Origin of the sequence: Pseudoalteromonas sp. CR1, from assembly GCF_019392235.1 — a bacterium.
GTDB lineage: Bacteria > Pseudomonadota > Gammaproteobacteria > Enterobacterales > Alteromonadaceae > Pseudoalteromonas.
In genome coordinates, this window is sequence record NZ_JAHXRM010000015.1 from 43,722 (window position 1) to 64,573 (window position 20,852).

The window sequence follows — 20,852 nt, forward strand, 5'->3', positions numbered from 1 at the left end:
TAACAACTAGAGCTAAGCTTTTGTTATGAATTGAAATGAAAGGGATTACACAATTTTACATGTTAAAACTTCCAAGCGAACTTGTGATTACCCGAGTTGAAACGCTCCACCAAGACTTACTACAAGAACTCAATAGCAACGACGACATCAGTCTTGATATTAGCGATGTAGTGTCTGCAGATACTGCATCTATTCAGCTGTTATGTGCGCTTCAAAAACACTTACTTACTATACAGCATAAAATTATATGGGTAGGTAGCAGTGCAGCATTAGCACATACCATTAATCAGCTTGGCTTAAGCCATTATTTAACAATCGAGATAAATAGTTAGAGGTTTATATGAAAAAAATCTTAGCAGTTGATGATTCAGCGTCTATGCGTCAGATGGTGAGCTTTACTTTAAAAACCGCAGGCTTTGATGTGACAGAGGCCAAAGACGGCAGTGAAGCATTGGCTATTGCTAAGCAGCAAGGTTTTGATGCGGTTATTTCAGATGTAAACATGCCCATTATGGATGGCATTACATTAATACGGGAGCTACGTACATTACCTGACTATAAATTTACGCCACTACTTATGCTAACCACCGAGTCGGGTCTAGAAAAAAAAGTAGAAGGTAAAGCGGCTGGTGCAACAGGTTGGATAGTAAAGCCATTTAATCCAGAGCAGTTACTAGCGGTGATTAAAAAGGTTATTCGTTAGTCAAGGAGCGCAAAGTGAGCATAGATTTAAGTCAATTTTTTGAAGTTTTCTTTGAAGAGAGTTTTGAAGGCCTTGATACCATGGAAGCTGAGCTTTTAAACTTAGTGCCTGGTGAGGAAGACTTAGAAACTATTAACACTATTTTTAGAGCCGCTCATTCAATAAAAGGGGGGAGTGGGACGTTTGGTTTTTCATCGGTGTCTGACTTTACTCACGTACTTGAAACTTTACTGGATCAAATTCGCCAAGGTGAGCGCACCCTGACAACCGAGCACGTTGATTTATTACTTAAAGCGGTTGATTGCCTTAGATCGTTACTCGCTGGGTTGCAAGCAGAGCAAGCGCCCGACTTAACTGAAGCCGATACACTACGAGCACAATTTGAAGAGGTGCTAGGAATAAAGGGCGCAACACAAGAGTCCACCACTCAACCCTCTGACAACCAACCCGATAGCGATACTTACCAAATAGACTTTAAGCCGCATCATCACTTATTTAAAACAGGCAATGAGCCACTCATTATGATTAGTGAGCTTGAGCAATTAGGCGAGCTAGATACCACTGTTTTTTACGATGAAGTCCCTGAAATAACTGATTTAAGTAGTGATGAGTGCTTTTTACATTGGCGTTTTTTCTTAAATACCAGTCATGGGAAAAGCGCGATTAAAGAAGTGTTCGAATGGGTTGAAGATGACGCTGATATTACTATTGAATTATGCGGTGGCTTATTTACCGATGATATACCAGCATCAGCAACCAACATAATCGATAGCAACGCTGTTGGTAATGACGCAGCACCTACCCTAGAGCCTTTGACCCCAGAGCCAATAACAGAGCCGACGAAACAGGCTAAGCCCATAAAGCCCACCTCTGCGAGTGCCAATAAAAAATCAACAACGCCCGAATCTACTTCCATTCGCGTCGGGATTGATAAAGTTGACTCATTAATAAACATGGTCGGTGAGCTTGTTATTACTCAGGCTATGCTTAATCAGCTTAGCGAGCAAGACATTACGCCGGCTACTATTACTGCATTGCAAGAAGGCTTAGCGCAACTTGCGCACAACACCCGCGATTTGCAAGAAAACGTAATGCGTATCCGCATGTTGCCAATTAATTTTGTATTTAGCCGTTTCCCACGTTTGGTACGCGACATTGCGCAAAAGCTAAATAAACAGGTTGAATTGAAGCTGATAGGCGAGCAAACCGAATTAGACAAAACAGTAATGGAAAAAATTTCCGATCCTATGGTTCATTTAGTTAGAAACTCATTAGATCATGGCTTAGAAACTGTTGAGAAAAGACTGCAAGCCGGAAAAGATCCTGTAGGAACGGTGACCTTAAATGCATTCCATCAAGGTGGAAATATTGTTATTGAAATAATGGATGATGGACAAGGGTTAAACACCAAAAAAATCCAAGAAAAAGCCATTGCAAATGAGCTAATTTCTGCCGACAACCACCTGAGCGATGAAGAAATTAACGAGCTGATATTTATGCCAGGCTTTTCCACTATGGATGAGGTGAGTGACTTATCTGGGCGAGGTGTTGGTATGGATGTCGTTAAGCGTAATATCCAGTCTTTAAATGGTTCTGTAGAAGTCACATCTGCACCAGGGGTAGGCTCAACATTTACAATTAGGTTACCACTTACACTGGCTATTTTAGATGGTCAGTTAGTTAAAGTTGCCCAGCATACTTATATTATTCCGCTCATTTCTATTGTTGAATCGCTGCAAATTGATATTGCCAAGGTAAGCCGTGTAGGAAAAAACCTTGATGTACTTAGGTTACGTGATGAATATATTCCAATTTTAAGGCTCTACGATATTTTTAATCATGATAATGCCATTGAATCTCTCGATAAAACTTTACTTGTTGTTGTAGAAACCGACAACCAAAAAGTGGGTTTATTGGTAGATGACCTCTTATCGCAACAACAGGTGGTAATTAAAAGTTTAGAGGCAAACTATCAAAAAGTAGATGGCATATCCGGCGCGACTATTTTGGGTGATGGGCGGGTTTCATTGATAGTTGATATAAGCGGGTTAATAAAACTTTCAGGTTTAAAAAAACCGGGCAGTCAAGAGTTAAGTATTGAGTCGCAAGCTGCTTTGGAGGCGCTATGATTTCTGAGCTTAATCTGCAGCAGCAAAAGGGCGTGAAACAGTTTTTAACATTCATCATGGCTGATGAAGAATACGGTGTAGATATTTTAACTGTACAAGAAATTCGTAGCTGGGAAGAGATAACCGTTTTACCCAACGCTCCCGAGTTTGTAAAAGGGGTTATTAATTTGCGTGGCACCATAGTGCCGATTATTGATTTAAGGCTGCGGTTTGGCTTGCCCAGTATAGAGTACGGGCCGCTTACAGTGGTGATTGTAGTAAAAATAGAGTTTGAACAAGACAGTAAAATTATTGGTATTACCGTTGATGCGGTTTCTGAGGTTTACAGTATTGCAGAGCAAGATGCTAAAGCGGTTCCAAGTATTTCAGAAACAAATAACGACGATTATGTGGCAGGGTTAGTTAACGTGGGCGAGAAAATGGTGGCGTTAATCGACTTACAAAAAACAATGAATATTTAGAGTCAGTATTTGCTAAATAAAGTAAAAATAACTTAAAGGTGGTGATGAGCATGGGATGGTTTAGTAATCCAAAACAGTCTGAATCAAATAATGATTTAATTATAAGTGCATTAAATAAGTCATTAGCTGTGATTGAGTTTGAGCCAAGCGGAAAAATTATTACCGCTAATGCTAACTTTCTTCGCGTAATGGAATATCAACTAGAAGAAATTCAAGGCCAGCACCACTCTTTATTTGTGGATGATACTGAAGCTCAAGAAAGTGACTACAAACATTTTTGGCTGCGATTGAATAACGGCGAATTTATATCTCAAGAGTTTAGACGCATTACTAAAAGTGGTAAAGAAGTGTGGATTCAGGCCACCTATAATCCAATTGTGAACTCTCAGGGGCAAGTCATTAAGGTTGTGAAATTTGCGACGGATATAACAGCACAAAAGCTCGTTTCAGCAGAGGCAAGAGGACAAATAAATGCAATTAGTAAGTCTCAAGCAGTTATAGAGTTTAATTTAGACGGCACTATTATTGATGCAAACGATAATTTTTTAAACACCTTGGGGTATCAGCTTAACGACATCATGGGCCAGCACCATCGAATATTTGTTACACCTGAATACGCAGCAAGTGATGAATATAAAACTTTTTGGGCTAAATTAGGGCGTGGTGAATTTGACTCGGGTGAGTATTTAAGAATAGGAAAGCAGGGTCAAGAAATTTGGATTCAGGCTTCTTATAACCCAATTTACGACATGAATGGTAAGCCCTTTAAAGTAATTAAATATGCGTCTGATATAACAGCTCAAAAAGAGTTAGAAAAATCTTCACGCAAAGCTGCAGACCTAGCTAGCGCCTTAAAAGTATGCCAAGCAAATGTAATGATTGCAGATCAAGACCTTAATATTGTTTTTGTAAACGAACGCGTGCAAGACATGCTAAAAGCGCGTGAAAAAGACCTACAAACGGTATTACCACACTTTTCTGTTGATAATTTAGTGGGGACTTGTGTTGATGATTTTCATAAAAAGCCGTCGCATCAACGAGAATTACTAAAAAATTTAGATAAACCTTACAAAGCAGAGCTGCGTTTAGCGGGGTTGATTTTTACATTAATAGCGACGCCATGGTACAGCCAATAAGGCAAAAAACTCGGTACTATTGTTGAGTGGGACGATATTACTGATAAGGTTGCTAAAGCTGACGCTGAGCGTGCAATCGCGCAAGAAAACCGTCGTGTGCGCCAAGCGCTTGATACTGTTGCAACCAATACCATGATTGCAGATTCATCAAATGTCATTGTGTACATGAATAAAGCCGTTAGAAGCATGATGAGCATTGCTGAAAATGACCTTCGAAAAGACTTACCTAATTTTGATAGCAAAAATCTGCTTAATCAAAATATTGATGTATTTCATAAAAACCCAGCGCACCAACAAAACTTATTAGCAACGTTAAAAGATACTTACAGCACGCAAATAAAGGTTGGTGGACGCACATTTGGTTTGGTTGCAAACCCAATAATAACCCCAGAGCAAGAGAGAATTGGCACTGTTGTAGAGTGGGAAGATAGAACCTCAGAAGTTGCAATAGAAAGAGAAATAGCACAATTAGTAAGTGCTGCAGGAGAGGGGGACCTCGATACGCGTGTAATGGAAGAGGGTAAAGAAGGGTTCTTTTTACGCTTGGCACAAGGGTTAAACAGTCTGGTTAAAATTGTAGACGATGCGGTCGCAGATACTGGCAATATGCTAGATGCCTTGGCAACTGGCGACCTATCTAAGCGAATTGAAAAAGAATACAAAGGCTCGTTTGATAAATTAAAACGCGATGCAAACACCACTGCAGATAAATTAACGGAGGTTATTAATCGTATAAGCTCATCAGCGACCTTGGTGGCCAGTGGCGCAGAAGAAATTTCTCAGGGGAACGCAGATTTAAGTCAGCGTACGGAAGAGCAAGCATCATCACTGGAAGAAACAGCCTCAAGCATGGAAGAAATGACGAGTACGGTCCGTCAAAATGCAGACAATGCCAAAGTGGCAAATACGCTCGCAGAAGAAACATGCGATAAAGCGATTCAGGGTGGTGAAGTGGTTAATCGCGCTGTGACGAGTATGTCAGCGATTAATGAATCGAGTAAGAAAATTGCCGATATTATTGGTGTGATTGACGAAATTGCATTTCAAACTAACTTGCTTGCACTTAATGCGGCGGTTGAAGCAGCAAGAGCCGGTGAGCAAGGGCGTGGTTTTGCGGTGGTTGCGGGTGAGGTGCGTAATTTAGCTCAACGCTCTGCAGGTGCAGCAAAAGAAATTAAAGAGCTGATAAGAGATAGCGTAGGTAAAGTGGCAGATGGCTCTCAGCTTGTGAATGAGTCAGGTGCAACGCTGAAAGAAATTGTGGTGTCGGTACAAAAAGTGACGCAAATGATTTCAGATATTACAGAGGCGTCTGAAGAGCAAAGTGCAGGAATAGAACAAGTAAATAAAGCTATTTCTCAAATGGATGAAATGACTCAGCAAAATGCAGCCTTAGTAGAAGAAGCATCGGCAGCAGGTGAATCTATGGCTGAGCAAGCAAATGAAATGCGTAGGCTTCTTAACTTCTTTTCACTAGGCCAGCAAGACATGGCTATTATGTCGCCCACGATGAATACCCCAAGTTTAGCTCACAAACCACAAAATAACGCAGTACAAAGCAAGCCAAGAGGCGATAACTTTATTGACTCGGCAGACGAGTGGGAAGAATTTTAATTTTTATGATTAAAGGCCTTATTAAGAAAACGCTCAATAAGGCCGCACTTACTGCTATGTATGAGAGCTGCTAATGAAAGAGTTTTTGTGTACCGATCGCGATTTTAAAGACATTGCTAATTTAGTGTACAACGCTTGCGGTATTGTTTTGGGCGATCATAAACGTGAAATGGTGTACTCACGTTTAGCAAGGCGAATAAGAGCGCTGAAATTAAACGACTTTAAAGCCTACTTAGCCTACCTAGACACGCATAAAGACAAAGAATTTGATGCGTTTATAAATGCAATTACCACTAATTTGACGTCTTTTTTTCGTGAATTTCATCATTTTGAATTTATTAAATCTGAGCTTGTACCTAGTTTACTAAAATCAAATAAAGACACTAAGCGCGTGAGAATATGGTCTGCAGGCTGCTCAACAGGAGAAGAGCCTTACAGTTTAGCGATGACGCTAAATAATGCGTTTCCAAGTAATTGGGATGTAAAAATTTTAGCCACCGATTTAGATTCTAACGTGTTAGAAAAAGCGCAAAAAGGTGTGTATACCGCAGCAAACGTAAATGGCTTAGACGACTTTCATTTAAAGCGTTGGTTTTTAAAAAGCAAAGACAGCGAACATTATAAAGTGAAAGACAAGTTACGCGAATGTATTTCTTTTAAACGTTTAAACCTATTGCAGGACTGGCCAATGAAAGGGCCCTTTGATCTTATTTTGTGCCGTAACGTGGTTATTTATTTTGATAAAGAAACTAAAGATCATTTATTTAAACGCTATGCAAATATACTAAGCGAGCACGGCTACTTATTTTTAGGTCACTCTGAAAGTATGGGAAAAGAGCACTCAAATTATAAAAATTTAGGAAAAACTATGTATCAACTGAGAGCACATGCAGGCTGAATTTAGAAGTGTTTTGCCCAGTTTTGAACACATTAAGCGTTACTGGGATTCAGGAAGAGATCATGTAGTTGCCAAATTGCTTCCAGGAGAATTTTATGTATCTAAAAATAATGAATTGATTTCAACTGTACTTGGCTCATGTATTGCTGCCTGTGTTTACGATGAAGTATTAGGTATTGGTGGGATGAATCATTTTATGTTGCCGATACAAAAAGGTGTAGAGCTTAAAAGCGCGCATGGTTTAAATTGCCGCTATGGTAATTGGGCTATGGAGTACCTGATAAACGAAGTATTAAAAAACGGGGCGTCTCGTCATAATTTAAAAATTAAGCTATTTGGTGGCGGAAAAATAATTAGTGCAATGACAGATATTGGGCTGGGTAATATCAGTTTTGCTACCGCCTATGTTAAAGAAGAAGCCTTAAATTTAGTGGCCCATGATATGGGCGGCCCGTGGCCTAGAAAAATATTTTTTCATCCACAAACGGGTAAAGTGTATATGAAAAAACTTAAAAAATTACATAACGACACCATTGAAAAGCGCGAAGTACGTTACTTGCAAAACCTTAAAAAGCAAGAAGTGGTATCGAATATAGAGTTGTTTTAGGAGTCGCTATGATAAATGTATTAATAATCGATGACTCCCCTTTAATTAGAGGGTTGCTTACAGAGATACTGCAACAAGCCAGCGATATTAATGTTGTTGGTTGTGCAGAAGATCCATACCAAGCACGCGAAATGATAAAAAAACTTAATCCCGATGTACTTACCTTAGACGTAGAAATGCCAAAAATGGATGGGATTAGCTTTTTAAAAAACCTAATGCGCCTAAGGCCTATGCCTGTTGTTATGATTTCTACGCTCACGCAAAAAGGATCGCCTATAACATTAGAGGCATTAGAGCTAGGTGCTGTTGATTTTATTGCTAAACCGACTAGTAATGTAAGAGCGCAAATGAATCACTACGCGTCACTCGTTCAGCAAAAGGTGAGAATTGCGGCAGGTGCACGGATACGAAGCTTTAAAAAAGCGCCACCCGATGCTAAGCCCATACTTACGGATACTAAGTTTTTATTAAATAAAGTGATTGCTATAGGGGCATCTACCGGCGGCACCGAGGCAATAAAAGAAGTACTAATAAAAATGCCCGTTAATTGCCCGCCTATTGTTATTACTCAGCATATTCCTCCCGTGTTTAGTGCATCGTTTGCCGAGCGTATGGATAGAACATGTTTAATTAACGTGAAAGAGGCGCAGCATGGTGACAAGCTTAGTTCTGGTTGGGCTTACATTGCCCCTGGTGGGCTTCATTTAAGTATACAAAAACGTGGGGCTGCTCTTTATTGCCAACTCGATGATAGCGATCCTGTAAATCGGCATAAGCCGGCAGTCGACGTACTATTTGATTCGCTCGTACATTGTGGGGCAAAAAATGTGGTTGCAACAATACTTACAGGTATGGGCGCTGATGGGGCTAAAGGGCTATTAGCACTTAAGCAAAACGGCGCATACACATTAGCACAAGATGAATACTCGTCAGTTGTGTGGGGGATGCCAAAAGCTGCAATTGATATAAATGCAGCCAATGAAGTGGCTGCACTTGATAAAATGGCTGAGAAGTTGTTAAGCCATGCAGTTATAACTAAGTAAGTATAGGCTTAAATTTATTGAATAACCCAAGGCTGAGAAAACCAATAATAGCTATTCGGTTTTTTAATTGAAGGCGCTGTACAATTAAAGCGTGAACGGCCTTTGTTAAGTGTTTTAGGAGAGGTTACTTCTACTGTTGTATCAGTTAACCAGTCTAAATTAGCTGTACCAATACCTGAAACATAACAAGCCAGTTGAGCTTTTTTAAAATCCTCCACTTTAAACGAAATAGTTAACGCAGGCGGGTTTTGCTTTGTTACGCTATTACCGTAGCTTAATTGAGTGATATTAAATGCCTGAGAATTTAATTTGGTTGCCAGTGTTTTTATGTCACTGTAAACGCCAGATGCAGGAAAGCGGGGTAAGCGACTAAAGTTAGCGTGTTTGCTTAGTGCACCTGAATGCTGGCCAATGCCTATATAGCCAAGCTCTGTCACTAAAGCTTGTAACTCGTTATCAAACTCTCCGTAGGGGTAGGCTAAATACTTAAAGTCGTGGCCTATTTCATCTTTTATACGTTGTTGTGAATTAACAATATCTTGAGTTATACGTTCTTTCCATTGCGCATTAGTTTCACCGTCAAGTTTTACATGTAAATAGTCATGCTGTGCGGTGTGGTTACTTATAAGTGCGCCTTTTTTGCTCAGCTCTTTCAGTTTATCCCACCCCATCACATAGCGTTTACCTTCGTCTATTAGTTTAGGGTTAACAAAAATTGTATAAGGGTAGCCAAACTTTTCTAATATTGGAGCAGCTTGATCATAATTATTATTGTAACCATCATCAAACGTGATGGCGACGGTTTTATCAGGTAAGGTATGGCCTTGCTTTAAAGCATCAAGTAGTTCATTTAAGGCAATAACATTAAAATCATTATTTTTTAAATAGTTTAGATGCTCTGTAAACGTTTCTTCGCTCACACTCGTAACCGCCGGCAGGGTTTCACTTACATGGTGGTACTGTAAAATAACACCAGCATGAGCACGTAAAGATAAACCAATAAGAGTCAATAATACCAAATGAAACAATTTCTTATACATAATAAAGCACACCATAAAAGCTTGCTGTTGTTAGCAGGACCAATGATATTATCAAATATCACCGTGCCACTGTTAGGAATAGTTGATACCGCGGTTATTGGCCATTTAGGCAGTGCACATTATTTGGCTGGTATTGCGCTAGGCTCAGCCGTTATATCCATTTTATTTTGGCTCGCGGGTTTTTTAAGAATGAGCACGACCGGCATGGTTGCACAAGCCTATGGCCAAAATGACTTAACCCAGCTAGCAGCTTTACTCAAACGAAGCCTATTACTTGCCAGTATAGTGGCATTATTTCTTATTGCTATGTCTCCTTTAATAAAGCATGCCATAGCGTTTTTATCAGACGCGAATAATGCGGTGCTAAGCGAAGCCTACACTTATTTTAGTATTCGAATTTTTAGCGCGCCAGCGGCATTATGTAATTTAGTTTTATTAGGTTGGATGCTAGGCGTCCATTATGGACGAGGGCCTTTTTACCTATTGTTGGTGACAAATAGTGTAAACATTGTGCTCGATATTTATTTTGTTGTTTTTTTAGATTGGGCTGTTGCAGGCGCTGCATGGGCATCGTTAATCGCTGATTATACTGCGCTCGTATTTGCGCTGTTTTTAGTGACTAAACTGGCAAAAAAACAAGGTGTAGCTTTAAGTACTCCGCACTGGTTTAGCTTCAAAAAAATGGCAGGGTTATTGAGTTTAAATCGCGACATTTTTATCCGGTCTTTAATACTTCAGTTGTGTTTTAGCTTTATGACTTTTTATGGTGCGCGTATAGGCGAAACAACCCTTGCAGCGAATGCCGTGTTACTAAATTTTTTGATGTTAGTTAGTTTTGCGTTAGATGGCATAGCCTACGCAAGTGAGGCTAAAGTAGGCCAAGCTAAAGGTCAGCAGAGTGTAAGTAAAATACAACTGTGGGTAAAAATAAGTGTATTTTGGGGAATGTTGTTTGGCGTGGTTTATAGCCTGTTTTTTGCTGTGTTTGGTGCACATATAATTACGCTACTGACCAATGTACCTGAGGTTATTAATGAGGCCACGCAATATTTACCGTGGGTAATTGCTTTGCCATTATTAGCAATGAGCTGTTTTTTATTTGATGGTGTATTTGTTGGTTTAACCCGTGCTAAGGATATGCGAAATAGTATGTTGCTTTCGGCAGCTGTTGGTTTTTTTGGTGTATTTTGGGTATTTATTGATTGGCAAAATAATGGGTTATGGCTTGCGATGAGCTGTTTTATGCTAATGCGTGGAGTTACATTAATAATTAAATATCAAAAACTTAAGGCTAATAATCAACTGCTAGACTAAGATTTATTTCCATAGATCTGGATCGTGATATTTTGGCCCTATGTCTTTAATTACTTGCGAAAAGCGATTGGCAAAAATGCCACTGTAGCCCCAAAAAGCAAAAAATAGCGCAGGTATTAAAATTAAAACACCAATAATTTGCAAACTATAATGGCTATAGTAACCCGCAAAAATAAAAATCACGGCTAGCACAAACAGTGCTATGCCGCGAAAAAACCGCTTTAAACTTAGCTTAGGGTTGCTCCCTAAGCGGTATATGAGAGGCTTTAGCATTTACTAGGCTTAATAGTAAGAATGGTCGCCAGCTTCGTGATCAGTAATATCTGCAACACCTGTGATCTCGTCAAACTTAGCAATCATTTCTTTCTCGATGCCTTCTTTTAACGTTACATCAATCATAGAACACCCATTACAACCGCCACCAAACTGAAGCACTGCAACGCCAGCAGCTGTAATTTCTACTAGGCTTACTTGGCCGCCATGGTTAGCTAGTTGCGGGTTAACTTCTGTTTCAAGCATGTGCTGAACACGTTCGTTTAATGATGCATCATCACCAATTTTACGTGCTTTTGCATTAGGTGCTTTGAGTGTTAGCTGAGTTCCCATTTTGTCGGTAACAAAATCAATTTCAGCTTCTTCTAAAAAAGGAGCACTTTCAGCATCAACAACGGCATCAAACCCATTAAAGTTTAATCGAATATCGCTGTCTTCAACGGCGTCTTCTGGGCAATAAGAAACACCACACTCGGCTTGTGATGTACCAGGGTTTACAACAAAAACGCGAATATTGGTCTGTTGTGATTGATCTGCTAATAGTTTAGCAAAATGTGCTTGTGCTGTTTCGGAAATAGAAATCATAAAAAACGGCTTTATACCTGACTAAATTACTCGGATACTGCATATCATACTCCGCTCATCGTGTTGCGGCTAGTGTTGAGCGTAAAAAGTTGGCATCTATTTTAAGCAATGCTAGCGTGCAATTAACAAACATTTTTAGAGTGATCTATATGCGTTTATTAATAACAATAATGGTGGTAATGCTGAGCTTTTCAAGTGTAGCAAAACCGCTTTCGTACTATTTTGAAGACGATGTTGTATTCGATCCAACCATCCCTACACCAGAAGAGGTATTAGGTTATCAAGTTGGTGAGTGGCATGTAAGGCACGACCAGCTCGTACGCTACATGGAAGTACTTGCTCAAAAGAGCGATAGAATAAACTTTGAGATAATTGGCCGCACACATGAGCAACGACCACTGGTAATGCTAACGGTTACAGCGCCAAATAAGTTAACTCAAATAGAGCAAATACGCCAAGCGCACTTGGCTCGCTTGGGTAATAACAGCAAAAAAGCAAAAGATGAACCTGCAGTTGTGTGGATGGGTTACAGCGTGCACGGTAACGAGTCATCGGGTAGTAATGCATCGCTCTTAACGGCTTATTACTTAGCTGCAGCACAGGGTGATGAAATAAACAATTTATTAAATAACACGGTTATTTTACTCGACCCATCACTAAACCCCGACGGACTTGCACGTTTTGCAAATTGGGCAAACAGCAATCGCGGCATGAATTTGTCGTCAGATCCAAAAACTCGCGAGCATACCGAAAACTGGCCAAGCAGCCGCACTAATCATTATTGGTTTGATTTAAACCGAGATTGGCTATTACTACAGCACCCTGAATCGCGTGCGCGTATTGCTAAATTTCATCAGTGGAAACCAAACGTACTTACCGATTTTCATGAAATGGGCCCAAACAGCAGCTACTTTTTTCAGCCGGGCATTCCAAGCAGAAAGCACCCAATTACGCCAGTTGAAAACGTAACATTAACCAAAGCAATTGCTAACTATCATGCCAAAACATTGGATGAAAATAATGCACTGTATTTTACAGAAGAAAGCTTTGACGATTTTTACTATGGAAAAGGTTCAACTTACCCAGATGTAAACGGGGGGATTGGTATTTTGTTTGAGCAAGCAAGCTCTCGTGGCCATATACAAGAGACCATTAATGGCCCTTTAACATTTCCATTTACGATAAAAAATCAGCTATTAACGAGCTTATCTACCTTTAAAGCGGCGGTCGAAAATCGCCAAGCGTTGCTTGACTATCAAGCTAAATTTTATAATCAAGCAACAGAGCTTGCAGGTGACGAAAACTTTGCAGGTTACGTGGTTGAAGGTGCAAAAGACAGCACTCGCATTACCGACTTTTTAGCGCTATTAAAACAACATAAAATAGAGGCATTCGAGCTTACTAAACCATTAAAAGCAGGAGGCATAAACTTTACTACTAACAGCTACTACGTCCCTTTAGCCCAGCCCCAATATCGTTTAGTTAAAGCGATATTTAGCGAGCAGAAAAACTTTGCAGATAATACATTCTACGATGTATCTGGCTGGACATTAGCGCACGCATTTAATCTACCTTTTGCAAAAGTAAAAAGTAACTGGGGGCTAGGCGTTGCAGACACGCCTTGGAGTAGCGAACCTAAAGCACCCTTAGCAAGTTTAGAGTCTGCGTACGCGTTTGGTTTTGCATGGGACGACTACTTAGCGCCTAAAATGCTAAATACATTATTAAAGCAAGGTATAAAAGCACGCGTGGCATTGAGCGCCTTAACGGCAAAATCGAGCGCGGGCGACATAAATTTTGAACCAGGTAGTATTATTATTCCGGCTGGTTTACAAACACAGCAAAACTGGATTACTTTGTTAAACAGTGCGCAAAGTGAATTTGGTATTGCCATAAAACCTATTACAACAGGTTTAACGAGTAAAGGTGCTGATTTGGGTTCACGCTCTATGGCAGTTGTTAAAGCACCTAAGGTTTTACTGATTGGCGGCCAAGGCACTAGCCAGTACGAAGTAGGTGAAGTGTGGTATTACCTAGATAGGTTTGTAGGTGTTGCCCCTACGATTGTTGAAATGACGCGTTTAAGCTCGCTTGAGCTCAGTGATTATAGTCACATTGTGTTGGCCCACGGTAATTACACTAGCTTAACCGATGCAGAAAAAGTAGCGATTAAAAGCTGGGTAAGAAAAGGCGGGGTTATTTGGGGTCATAAAGGCGGTGCTAAATTTTTAGTCGACCAGCAATTACTTAAAGCAAACTATTTGTCGCGACAGGATTTAGCCGGCGCTTTCAAAACTGAAGGCCTTAGCTATGGCGATAAAGATCATCTAGCGGGGCGTCAGCGTATTGCTGGGGCTATTTTTAATACTAGCGTGGATTTAACGCACCCAATGACCTTCTCACTGACGCGCGACACCTTACCGGTATTTAAAAACAGTACATGGTTACTGGAAGCGTCAGAAGCCCCATTTGTTAATGTACTTACTTATACAAAACGCCCGTTATTAGCAGGCTTTACAGACTCTGTAAATGTAGAGCAAGTAGCTGAAGGCGCTGGTTTAATAGCACATTCGTACGGACGCGGCAGTGTGATTGCTATGACCGACAACCCTGTATTTAGAGGTTACTGGTATGGTACAAGCCGATTACTCAGTAATGCACTGTTTTTTGGCCATACATTCCGCGCGAGTGGGCAGTAAAATAAATTAACTAAATTGGCGTTAAACAGGTTGTAAATGCCCACACCTGTTTGGCGCCTGCCTTTTTTAAAGCCTGAGTTGCGGCATTTAATGTTGCGCCGGTTGTCATAATATCATCAACAATAGCAACTGTTTTGCCACTCATGTCTTCAGTACATATAAATGCATTAGTCAGATTTTTAATACGCTTTGCTTTAGTGAGTTGCGATTGTGCATGGGTTTTTTTATTGCGAATAAGCGCATTACTTAAAACAACGCGAGAGCGTAAACAAGGGTGCCATACTTGGCTTACTTGATTAAAACCTCGCTTTAAAAAGCGGCTTTTGTGCAAAGGTAAAATTATAAATAAATCAGGGGATTGCGTACTACATGTAAAAAACGCATCGAGCTGCTTTTGTACAATTTGTTGAAGTGTTTTTTTGTAATGTATTTGGTTACTAAATTTAAGTTGAGTTAACCACTGTTCAAATGGAGGGCGGTAAAAAGCGCAAGCAAATAACCTTTCAAATTCGCAGTTAGGAAACATATCAACAATATCAGGGCGATGAAGTAAATTTGGGTGTTTGGTTACATCTATTAATGCTAAATCTTCTAAGCAATAACCACATAAACCCAGATCAGCGCATATAGGGCTTTTGCATTGTACGCAGTAGGATGGAAACAGCCAGTTAAACAGACCTTTCATGAGATAGTGCCCTGCATTGCAATCATCTTTTTAAACGTTATTATGAGCCTAAGTTTGGTTAAGATTATGCAAATATGCAAAAAGAGTTAGTACTTTTACATGGTTGGGGAATGAATAAAGGCGTTTGGCAGCTTATACAGCCAGAGCTTGAAAACGTATATACAGGACAAGTGCGTAGCCTTGATTTACCAGGGTTTGGCAATAGCGCAACCACATTACCAACCCCATATAATTTGCATGATGCCGCTATGCAATTAAGCCAACAGTTAAAACCTGATTCTATTTTAATGGGGTGGTCTTTAGGTGGTTTGTTTGCTTTGTATATTGCAAAGCACTGGCCTGAAAAAGTGTCTAAGGTTATTTTAGTGGCATCTACGCCTTATTTTGCAGAGCAGGACGAATGGCCAGGAATTAGTGAAAAAGTACTAACTCAGTTTAAAGACCAATTGGTTAATCATAGAGAAAAAACCATTGAACGCTTTTTGGCTATCCAGGCTATGGGAAGTGAGTCGGCCAGAGACGACATAAAACAGCTTAAACAATTGCTAAACCAATATTCAGCACCCAATAATGAGGCGTTAGCCGCCGGCTTAGATATTTTACAAAATGACGATTTACGCGATTTATTTGCAACGTGTCCGGTAAAAATTATGGGTATATTTGGTCGCTTAGATGCATTAGTGCCGTATAAAGCAATAGCTAAAATGTCAGTACTAAATACTGAGTTTGAATACCAAGTAATAGATAAAGCATCTCATGCACCGTTTATTTCTCACAAAAGTGAGTTTTTATCTATCGTTAAATCAATGCTTTAAAAATGCAACGGTCATTGTGCCTAGTAAAGCTTTATTTTGCGCACAAACTGAGCGATAATTAAACAATATTTAAGTGGTGGAGGTTTACCATGTCAATCGGATCTGTATTTAATAATGGTGTTGAAGGGTTTAATCGTGCAAGCCAAGGTATTGAAAAGGCCAGCGCAGAAATTAACCGTGCCAGTATAGAACAGCAAGATGATGCGCAACTTGCACAACAGCGACAGTTAGTCGCAGCAACGCCGGATGAAGCTGTAACAGCACCGGTTGCTCAGCCTGCGCGTATTGACGAATCACTTGTTAACCTAAAAGTTGAAGAATTTAACGCTAAAGCCAATGCGCAAACAATTCAAACAGCTGATGACGTACTGGGTACGTTAGTCGACATTAAAGTGTAATGTAATGAATATTGTCACGCCATTTCCATCAATTAATATAAACACAGCCAATGTTTATACGGAAACCGCTCGGCGTGACAACCAACTACGGGAAGTGATCCCTGCTCCGTCTGCAAATAGCGCAAGTAATACCGAAACCAAAGCGCAAAGCGATGCTGAAAAAGCTAAATTACCGGGCAATAATGAAGGTGCAACATATAGCGCGTCGGGTAAGTTAGCTGACGAAAAAGTCGTTCAAGCACGCGATGATGAAAACGCCGAGAACCCTGAGCGCTCTGAAGAGCAAAAAGCGCAGCAACAGGAGTCTGAACAAGAACAGCAAGTTTTAGAGCAAGAGCAGCAGCAAATAAAAGAGCTAAAAGCGCGCGATACTGAAGTGCGTATTCATGAACAAGCGCATGCTTCTGTAGGTGGTAAATACGCAGGTTCGCCAAGTTACGAATACCAGCGTGGCCCCGACGGCACTAACTATGCAGTGGGCGGCGAGGTACAAATTGACGTTGCTGAAATTCCAGGTGATCCCCAAGCAACCATAGAAAAAATGCAAACGGTTAGAGCCGCAGCCCTAGCTCCTGCCGAGCCTTCGGGTGCTGACCGATCAATAGCGGCAGACGCAACTCAAAAGCTGGTAGCAGCTCAGGCTGAACTTGCAGCGCCTCAAAATGATGAAGACGACAGCGCTGAAAACAACAGCAAAGCGTCATTCACAAGCAGTGAAACGCAAGAAACTAAAACGGCAGACAGTGAACAGCAAACACGAGATGCAGACGTAGAAGCACGCGCAGGACGAATTGCTAATTTTTATCAAATGGCAACTTCGCCATCCACACAAAGTGGTTTTTCAGCAATCTCTTAGCGAATAGCCTTAACACCGACTATTAAACTCTCCTCAATAAATTACTTTTAATGCTTACTGATTTGAATTGAATAAAAAAACCGCTTTCGCGGTTTTTTTTATTTTATAGCGTGTAGCGCTTTCCAGTTTTTACTTAAAAGCTAAACAAGCTGTATGGCCAGCTATTTTTTTACTTTGGCATTCGCAAATGCATCGGCAAACGCGTTACCCATAACCGCATTACCGCTATCGCGTTTAGGTTTAGCTGCCTTTGGCTGCGCGTTGCTAGTGCGCGGCTGTTGTTTTTGTGCAGTAGGGGCTGGTTTGTTGCTGGTGTCTATTTCGTCATTTAAACGCATGGTAAAGCTAATACGTTTACGCGAGGCATCAACCTCTACTACTTTAACTTTTACAATGTCGCCCGCTTTAACTACTTCGCGAGGATCAGATATAAACTTATTAGTAATCGCCGAAATATGTACTAAACCATCTTGGTGAACACCCACATCAACAAATGCACCAAAGTTAGCAACGTTCGATACAACACCTTCTAAAATCATGCCTGGTTTTAGGTCACTTATTTTCTCTACACCCGCTTTAAACTCAGCAGTTTTAAACTCTGGACGTGGATCGCGACCCGGCTTATCAAGCTCAGCAATAATATCGGTAACCGTAGGTAAACCAAATTTCTCGTTGGTGTAGTCGTTAGCAACAAGCTTGTTTAAAAATTCGCTGTTACCTATTAACGTGGTTACTTCTGCGTTGTTCTTTTCGCAAATTTGCTTAACAACAGGGTAAGCTTCAGGGTGAACTGATGAGTTATCAAGCGGGTCGTTGCCATTGTTTATTCGTAAAAAACCAGCAGCTTGTTCAAATGCTTTCGGCCCTAAACGTTCAACCTTTTTCAGCTCGCTGCGTTTTGAAAATGACCCATTAGAATCGCGGTAATTTACAATGTTTTGCGCTAAGGTTTTGTTTAATCCTGATACGCGTGTAAGTAAAGGAACCGATGCCATATTTAAATCAACACCTACCGAGTTTACACAGTCTTCAACAACCGCGGTGAGTGTTTGCCCCAGTTGGCTTTGTGATACATCGTGTTGATATTGTCCTACACCAATTGATTTAGGCTCTATTTTAACAAGCTCAGCAAGCGGGTCTTGTAAGCGACGTGCAATCGATACCGCGCCACGTAAAGATACATCTAAGTCAGGAAATTCGTTAGCTGCAAATTCAGATGCCGAGTAAACCGACGCACCCGCTTCGCTCACCATAATTTTATTTAGTTTTAACTCGGTATTTGCTTTCATTAGCTCAGCAACCAATTTATCTGACTCGCGCGACGCTGTACCGTTACCAATGGCAATCAGTTCTACTTTGTGTTGGCGGCAAAGTTGCTCTAATGTACGCAGTGATTTATCCCAATGGTTTTGCGGGGCATGAGGAAAAATAGTTTGCGTAGTTAGCAGCTTACCTGTGCTGTCTACAACAGCAATTTTGCAACCGGTACGTAAACCGGGATCAAGTCCAAGTGTTGTGCGTGGACCTGCAGGTGCCGCCATTAGTAAGTCTTTTAAGTTTTTAGCAAATACATCAATAGCGCCTGCTTCTGCTTTTTCGCGCATGGCTGCAAAAAACTCGTTTTCTAAGTGTAAACCTAGCTTAATTTTCCACGCCCATTGCACCACGCTTAAAAGCCAAGCACTCGCTGTTTGGTCGGTAATATTTAAGCGGTAGTGCTGTGCAATCATGTTTGCACAAAGTTGAGCGGGGTTTTCTGAACTTGGCTCTGGGTTCACATTTAATTGAAGTATGCCTTCGTTGCGAGCTCGCAGCATGGCTAATGCACGATGAGAAGGAACTTTAGTAAGTAGCTCCTGATGATCAAAGTAATCGCGATATTTAGTGCCCGCTTGTTCTTGACCTTTAATTACCGTGCTTTGGATTGCACCGTTTTGGCTTATGTGACTTCTTAATTTAGCGAGTAATTTTGCATCTTCAGCAAAACGCTCCATTAAAATAAACTTAGCACCATCAAGCACGGCTTTTATGTCATTAAAACCATTTTCGGCATTAATGTACTGCTCAGCGTGTTGCTCAGGGTTTAAACTCGCGTCGGTAAATAACGCATCGGCTAGGGGCTCTATGCCTGCTTCTATGGCTATTTGGCCTTTGGTGCGGCGCTTTGCTTTATAGGGTAGATATAAATCTTCGAGTTCTGTTTTACTTTGCGCGCTAGTGATGTCGGCTTTAAGCTCTGCGGTGAGCTTTTTTTGAGATTCAATGGTCGATAAAATAAAGCTACGACGTTCTTCAAGTTCTCGAAGGTAAGATAAGCGCTGCTCTAGCAAGCGTAATTGAGTGTCATCTAAACCGCCGGTGACTTCTTTTCTGTAGCGGGCAATAAAGGGAACTGTTGCGCCTTCATCAAGTAATTTTGTTGCAGCAACAACTTGCTGTTGTTGTGCATTTAGCTCACTGGCTAAACGTGCAGAGATATCGCTCATGCAAAAACCTTTTTAAACAAAAAATAAGACCAGAAATAAATATCTGGGTCGGCTAATTGCTTGAATAATATCACATGAAGTTGTAATAAAAAGCTCTTAAAGCAAGCTATTTAACTTGCTTTAAGACGGTTGCTTTGGTTGAGACAGTTAAGCGATAAAACAGCCTCTAATGAGGGTGGTCTACGCTTTCTAGTACGTCGCTAAACGAGTTGGCAATTGGGCTAATATGCAGCGGAATATGCAATGTTTTAGCTATTTGGCGAGCTGAAATTAATCCACATATTTCGTTATTAGCTGTTGTGACTAATAAAAACATCGACCCTTGATGCTCCATTGTTTGCAAAGCATCGCCCACACAGGCATAACTTAAGCTTTGCATGCTGACACCCATTAGCTGGTTTATTGGTGTCATTATATGGCGAAGGCTTACTTCATTTCGTGGTGTATTTAAACGTTGAGCAATAATCGTAATTTTAGCGCTTTGTAAATCAGCACTTGAAACAATACCTATTAGCTTGTGGTCATCATCTATCACCAATACAAAGTCAGACTGTTGGCTGCTCGTTTGTTTAAGCGCATCAGCGATTGTTGTTTCGTGATGTGCTCGAACAGGTGTTTTTTGCGTAAAGTTATTCACCATTTTTAAAGCGGGTGAGGCTAAATCGATTAACGGTTGATTGTCAGCTAATGGTTTTGCAATAACCCCATGAGAAACATTTTGGGTACGTAATTCTTTAAAGTTAGACATAATATCCACCTATTAGTTAAAAATTTAATTAAATTGAAAGTAATAAATTAAATTAAATAACAGGGGGGGCCACGTTGGTACGCAGTGCTAAACGGTCTACTAAAAGATGAACTCTTGTAAAAAGAGTGAGCGCCTTTAGGGAGTGGTTGAGCTGCCTTAAGGGAAGTGACATCAACAAATGAATCTTCGTCAAAGTCAGGAGTTGCCTGGTCGGGAATATCTAGGGCAATTAAATTATTTAAAACGGTTGGGTGTTTTAGGGTGGTGTGTTGGTTGCTGGCATGCAAAGTCAAACTCACACTCATAAAAAGTGCAAACAATACGGCATTACTAAATATGCGCTGTACTACGTTTGACATAAC

At 40.6% G+C, this 20,852-nt stretch carries 19 protein-coding genes and 1 pseudogene; 13 read left to right on the plus strand and 7 right to left on the minus strand.

The window, feature by feature from the left end; all coding sequences use genetic code 11:
- The first annotated feature begins 35 nt into the window (after nucleotides 1-35).
- From KZZ04_RS13540 to KZZ04_RS13575, 8 genes and pseudogenes are all read left to right on the plus strand, one after another.
- The gene (locus tag KZZ04_RS13540) at nucleotides 36-332 is read left to right on the plus strand and encodes an STAS domain-containing protein (protein ID WP_082653586.1); all 297 of its coding nucleotides are present in this window, start codon (nucleotides 36-38) and stop codon (nucleotides 330-332) included.
- Nucleotides 333-340: 8 nt separating this feature from the next.
- Nucleotides 341-703, plus strand: coding sequence for a response regulator (locus KZZ04_RS13545; RefSeq protein WP_006793785.1), 363 nt, complete (start codon nucleotides 341-343; stop codon nucleotides 701-703).
- 14 nt (nucleotides 704-717) lie between these two features.
- The gene (locus KZZ04_RS13550; protein WP_219422961.1) at nucleotides 718-2,832 is read left to right on the plus strand and encodes a chemotaxis protein CheA; all 2,115 of its coding nucleotides are present in this window, start codon (nucleotides 718-720) and stop codon (nucleotides 2,830-2,832) included.
- Nucleotides 2,829-3,293: a chemotaxis protein CheW gene (locus KZZ04_RS13555; protein ID WP_058403616.1), complete on the plus strand. Its 465-nt coding sequence runs from the start codon at nucleotides 2,829-2,831 to the stop codon at nucleotides 3,291-3,293. Before KZZ04_RS13550 ends, KZZ04_RS13555 begins: the two co-directional genes overlap by 4 nt.
- A 50-nt stretch (nucleotides 3,294-3,343) precedes the next feature.
- A pseudogene (locus KZZ04_RS13560) lies at nucleotides 3,344-6,043 on the plus strand (methyl-accepting chemotaxis protein).
- 73 nt (nucleotides 6,044-6,116) lie between these two features.
- Nucleotides 6,117-6,941: a protein-glutamate O-methyltransferase CheR gene (locus tag KZZ04_RS13565; protein WP_219422962.1), complete on the plus strand. Its 825-nt coding sequence runs from the start codon at nucleotides 6,117-6,119 to the stop codon at nucleotides 6,939-6,941.
- Nucleotides 6,931-7,548 carry a chemoreceptor glutamine deamidase CheD gene (gene cheD, locus KZZ04_RS13570; RefSeq protein WP_058403614.1) on the plus strand — a complete coding sequence of 206 codons (618 nt, stop codon included), beginning with the start codon at nucleotides 6,931-6,933 and terminating at the stop codon, nucleotides 7,546-7,548. Before KZZ04_RS13565 ends, cheD begins: the two co-directional genes overlap by 11 nt.
- 8 nt (nucleotides 7,549-7,556) lie before the next feature.
- Nucleotides 7,557-8,591, plus strand: a complete 1,035-nt coding sequence (locus tag KZZ04_RS13575) for a chemotaxis response regulator protein-glutamate methylesterase (protein WP_138527384.1) — start codon at nucleotides 7,557-7,559, stop codon at nucleotides 8,589-8,591.
- 14 nt (nucleotides 8,592-8,605) lie between these two features.
- On the opposite strand, the gene KZZ04_RS13580 is transcribed toward KZZ04_RS13575, so the two are convergent.
- Nucleotides 8,606-9,631, minus strand: coding sequence for a polysaccharide deacetylase family protein (locus tag KZZ04_RS13580; RefSeq protein ID WP_219422963.1), 1,026 nt, complete (start codon nucleotides 9,629-9,631; stop codon nucleotides 8,606-8,608).
- A gap of 42 nt (nucleotides 9,632-9,673) precedes the next feature.
- On the opposite strand from KZZ04_RS13580, the gene KZZ04_RS13585 reads away from it, so the two are divergent.
- Nucleotides 9,674-10,945: an MATE family efflux transporter gene (locus tag KZZ04_RS13585; protein WP_138527382.1), complete on the plus strand. Its 1,272-nt coding sequence runs from the start codon at nucleotides 9,674-9,676 to the stop codon at nucleotides 10,943-10,945.
- A gap of 3 nt (nucleotides 10,946-10,948) precedes the next feature.
- Here the strand turns inward: KZZ04_RS13585 and KZZ04_RS13590 are convergent, their stop codons facing one another.
- Nucleotides 10,949-11,218 carry a hypothetical protein gene (locus tag KZZ04_RS13590; protein ID WP_058403611.1) on the minus strand — a complete coding sequence of 90 codons (270 nt, stop codon included), beginning with the start codon at nucleotides 11,216-11,218 and terminating at the stop codon, nucleotides 10,949-10,951.
- Nucleotides 11,219-11,227: 9 nt separating this feature from the next.
- On the minus strand, nucleotides 11,228-11,803 hold the full coding sequence (nfuA, locus tag KZZ04_RS13595; RefSeq protein WP_058403610.1) for a Fe-S biogenesis protein NfuA: 576 nt from the start codon (nucleotides 11,801-11,803) through the stop codon (nucleotides 11,228-11,230).
- A gap of 149 nt (nucleotides 11,804-11,952) precedes the next feature.
- Between nfuA and KZZ04_RS13600 the strand changes: the two genes are divergently transcribed.
- Nucleotides 11,953-14,502, plus strand: a complete 2,550-nt coding sequence (locus KZZ04_RS13600) for a M14 metallopeptidase family protein (RefSeq protein ID WP_219422964.1) — start codon at nucleotides 11,953-11,955, stop codon at nucleotides 14,500-14,502.
- Nucleotides 14,503-14,512: 10 nt separating this feature from the next.
- Here the strand turns inward: KZZ04_RS13600 and KZZ04_RS13605 are convergent, their stop codons facing one another.
- On the minus strand, nucleotides 14,513-15,187 hold the full coding sequence (locus tag KZZ04_RS13605; RefSeq protein ID WP_219422965.1) for a ComF family protein: 675 nt from the start codon (nucleotides 15,185-15,187) through the stop codon (nucleotides 14,513-14,515).
- Nucleotides 15,188-15,261: 74 nt separating this feature from the next.
- On the opposite strand from KZZ04_RS13605, the gene bioH reads away from it, so the two are divergent.
- The 3 genes from bioH (at nucleotide 15,262) to KZZ04_RS13620 (ending at nucleotide 17,256) form a co-directional block, all read left to right on the plus strand.
- Entirely contained in the window at nucleotides 15,262-16,002 is a 741-nt protein-coding gene (gene bioH / locus KZZ04_RS13610; RefSeq protein WP_138527380.1) for a pimeloyl-ACP methyl ester esterase BioH, read from the plus strand.
- Nucleotides 16,003-16,091: 89 nt separating this feature from the next.
- Nucleotides 16,092-16,400, plus strand: a complete 309-nt coding sequence (locus KZZ04_RS13615) for a hypothetical protein (RefSeq protein ID WP_006793799.1) — start codon at nucleotides 16,092-16,094, stop codon at nucleotides 16,398-16,400.
- Nucleotides 16,401-16,404: 4 nt separating this feature from the next.
- Nucleotides 16,405-17,256 carry a putative metalloprotease CJM1_0395 family protein gene (locus KZZ04_RS13620; protein WP_219422966.1) on the plus strand — a complete coding sequence of 284 codons (852 nt, stop codon included), beginning with the start codon at nucleotides 16,405-16,407 and terminating at the stop codon, nucleotides 17,254-17,256.
- A 161-nt stretch (nucleotides 17,257-17,417) separates the two neighbouring features.
- Here the strand turns inward: KZZ04_RS13620 and KZZ04_RS13625 are convergent, their stop codons facing one another.
- The 3 genes from KZZ04_RS13625 to KZZ04_RS13635 form a co-directional block, all read right to left on the minus strand.
- The gene (locus tag KZZ04_RS13625) at nucleotides 17,418-19,742 is read right to left on the minus strand and encodes a Tex family protein (RefSeq protein ID WP_219422967.1); all 2,325 of its coding nucleotides are present in this window, start codon (nucleotides 19,740-19,742) and stop codon (nucleotides 17,418-17,420) included.
- Nucleotides 19,743-19,908: 166 nt separating this feature from the next.
- Nucleotides 19,909-20,490, minus strand: coding sequence for a CBS domain-containing protein (locus KZZ04_RS13630; protein ID WP_219422968.1), 582 nt, complete (start codon nucleotides 20,488-20,490; stop codon nucleotides 19,909-19,911).
- 47 nt (nucleotides 20,491-20,537) lie between these two features.
- Entirely contained in the window at nucleotides 20,538-20,849 is a 312-nt protein-coding gene (locus KZZ04_RS13635; RefSeq protein WP_219422969.1) for a hypothetical protein, read from the minus strand.
- Between the last annotated feature and the right edge of the window lie 3 nt (nucleotides 20,850-20,852).

What these genes read in the sequence shown, in the direction of transcription:
- KZZ04_RS13540 (WP_082653586.1), top strand. Translation starts at nt 36, where the DNA reads ATGAAAGGGATTACACAATTTTACATGTTAAAACTTCCAAGCGAACTT.
- KZZ04_RS13545 (WP_006793785.1), top strand. Translation starts at nt 341, where the DNA reads ATGAAAAAAATCTTAGCAGTTGATGATTCAGCGTCTATGCGTCAGATG.
- KZZ04_RS13555 (WP_058403616.1), top strand. Translation starts at nt 2,829, where the DNA reads ATGATTTCTGAGCTTAATCTGCAGCAGCAAAAGGGCGTGAAACAGTTT.
- KZZ04_RS13565 (WP_219422962.1), top strand. Translation starts at nt 6,117, where the DNA reads ATGAAAGAGTTTTTGTGTACCGATCGCGATTTTAAAGACATTGCTAAT.
- cheD (WP_058403614.1), top strand. Translation starts at nt 6,931, where the DNA reads ATGCAGGCTGAATTTAGAAGTGTTTTGCCCAGTTTTGAACACATTAAG.
- KZZ04_RS13575 (WP_138527384.1), top strand. Translation starts at nt 7,557, where the DNA reads ATGATAAATGTATTAATAATCGATGACTCCCCTTTAATTAGAGGGTTG.
- KZZ04_RS13580 (WP_219422963.1), bottom strand. Translation starts at nt 9,631, where the DNA reads ATGTATAAGAAATTGTTTCATTTGGTATTATTGACTCTTATTGGTTTA.
- KZZ04_RS13585 (WP_138527382.1), top strand. Translation starts at nt 9,674, where the DNA reads ATGATATTATCAAATATCACCGTGCCACTGTTAGGAATAGTTGATACC.
- KZZ04_RS13590 (WP_058403611.1), bottom strand. Translation starts at nt 11,218, where the DNA reads ATGCTAAAGCCTCTCATATACCGCTTAGGGAGCAACCCTAAGCTAAGT.
- nfuA (WP_058403610.1), bottom strand. Translation starts at nt 11,803, where the DNA reads ATGATTTCTATTTCCGAAACAGCACAAGCACATTTTGCTAAACTATTA.
- KZZ04_RS13600 (WP_219422964.1), top strand. Translation starts at nt 11,953, where the DNA reads ATGCGTTTATTAATAACAATAATGGTGGTAATGCTGAGCTTTTCAAGT.
- KZZ04_RS13605 (WP_219422965.1), bottom strand. Translation starts at nt 15,187, where the DNA reads ATGAAAGGTCTGTTTAACTGGCTGTTTCCATCCTACTGCGTACAATGC.
- bioH (WP_138527380.1), top strand. Translation starts at nt 15,262, where the DNA reads ATGCAAAAAGAGTTAGTACTTTTACATGGTTGGGGAATGAATAAAGGC.
- KZZ04_RS13615 (WP_006793799.1), top strand. Translation starts at nt 16,092, where the DNA reads ATGTCAATCGGATCTGTATTTAATAATGGTGTTGAAGGGTTTAATCGT.
- KZZ04_RS13620 (WP_219422966.1), top strand. Translation starts at nt 16,405, where the DNA reads ATGAATATTGTCACGCCATTTCCATCAATTAATATAAACACAGCCAAT.
- KZZ04_RS13625 (WP_219422967.1), bottom strand. Translation starts at nt 19,742, where the DNA reads ATGAGCGATATCTCTGCACGTTTAGCCAGTGAGCTAAATGCACAACAA.
- KZZ04_RS13630 (WP_219422968.1), bottom strand. Translation starts at nt 20,490, where the DNA reads ATGTCTAACTTTAAAGAATTACGTACCCAAAATGTTTCTCATGGGGTT.
- KZZ04_RS13635 (WP_219422969.1), bottom strand. Translation starts at nt 20,849, where the DNA reads ATGTCAAACGTAGTACAGCGCATATTTAGTAATGCCGTATTGTTTGCA.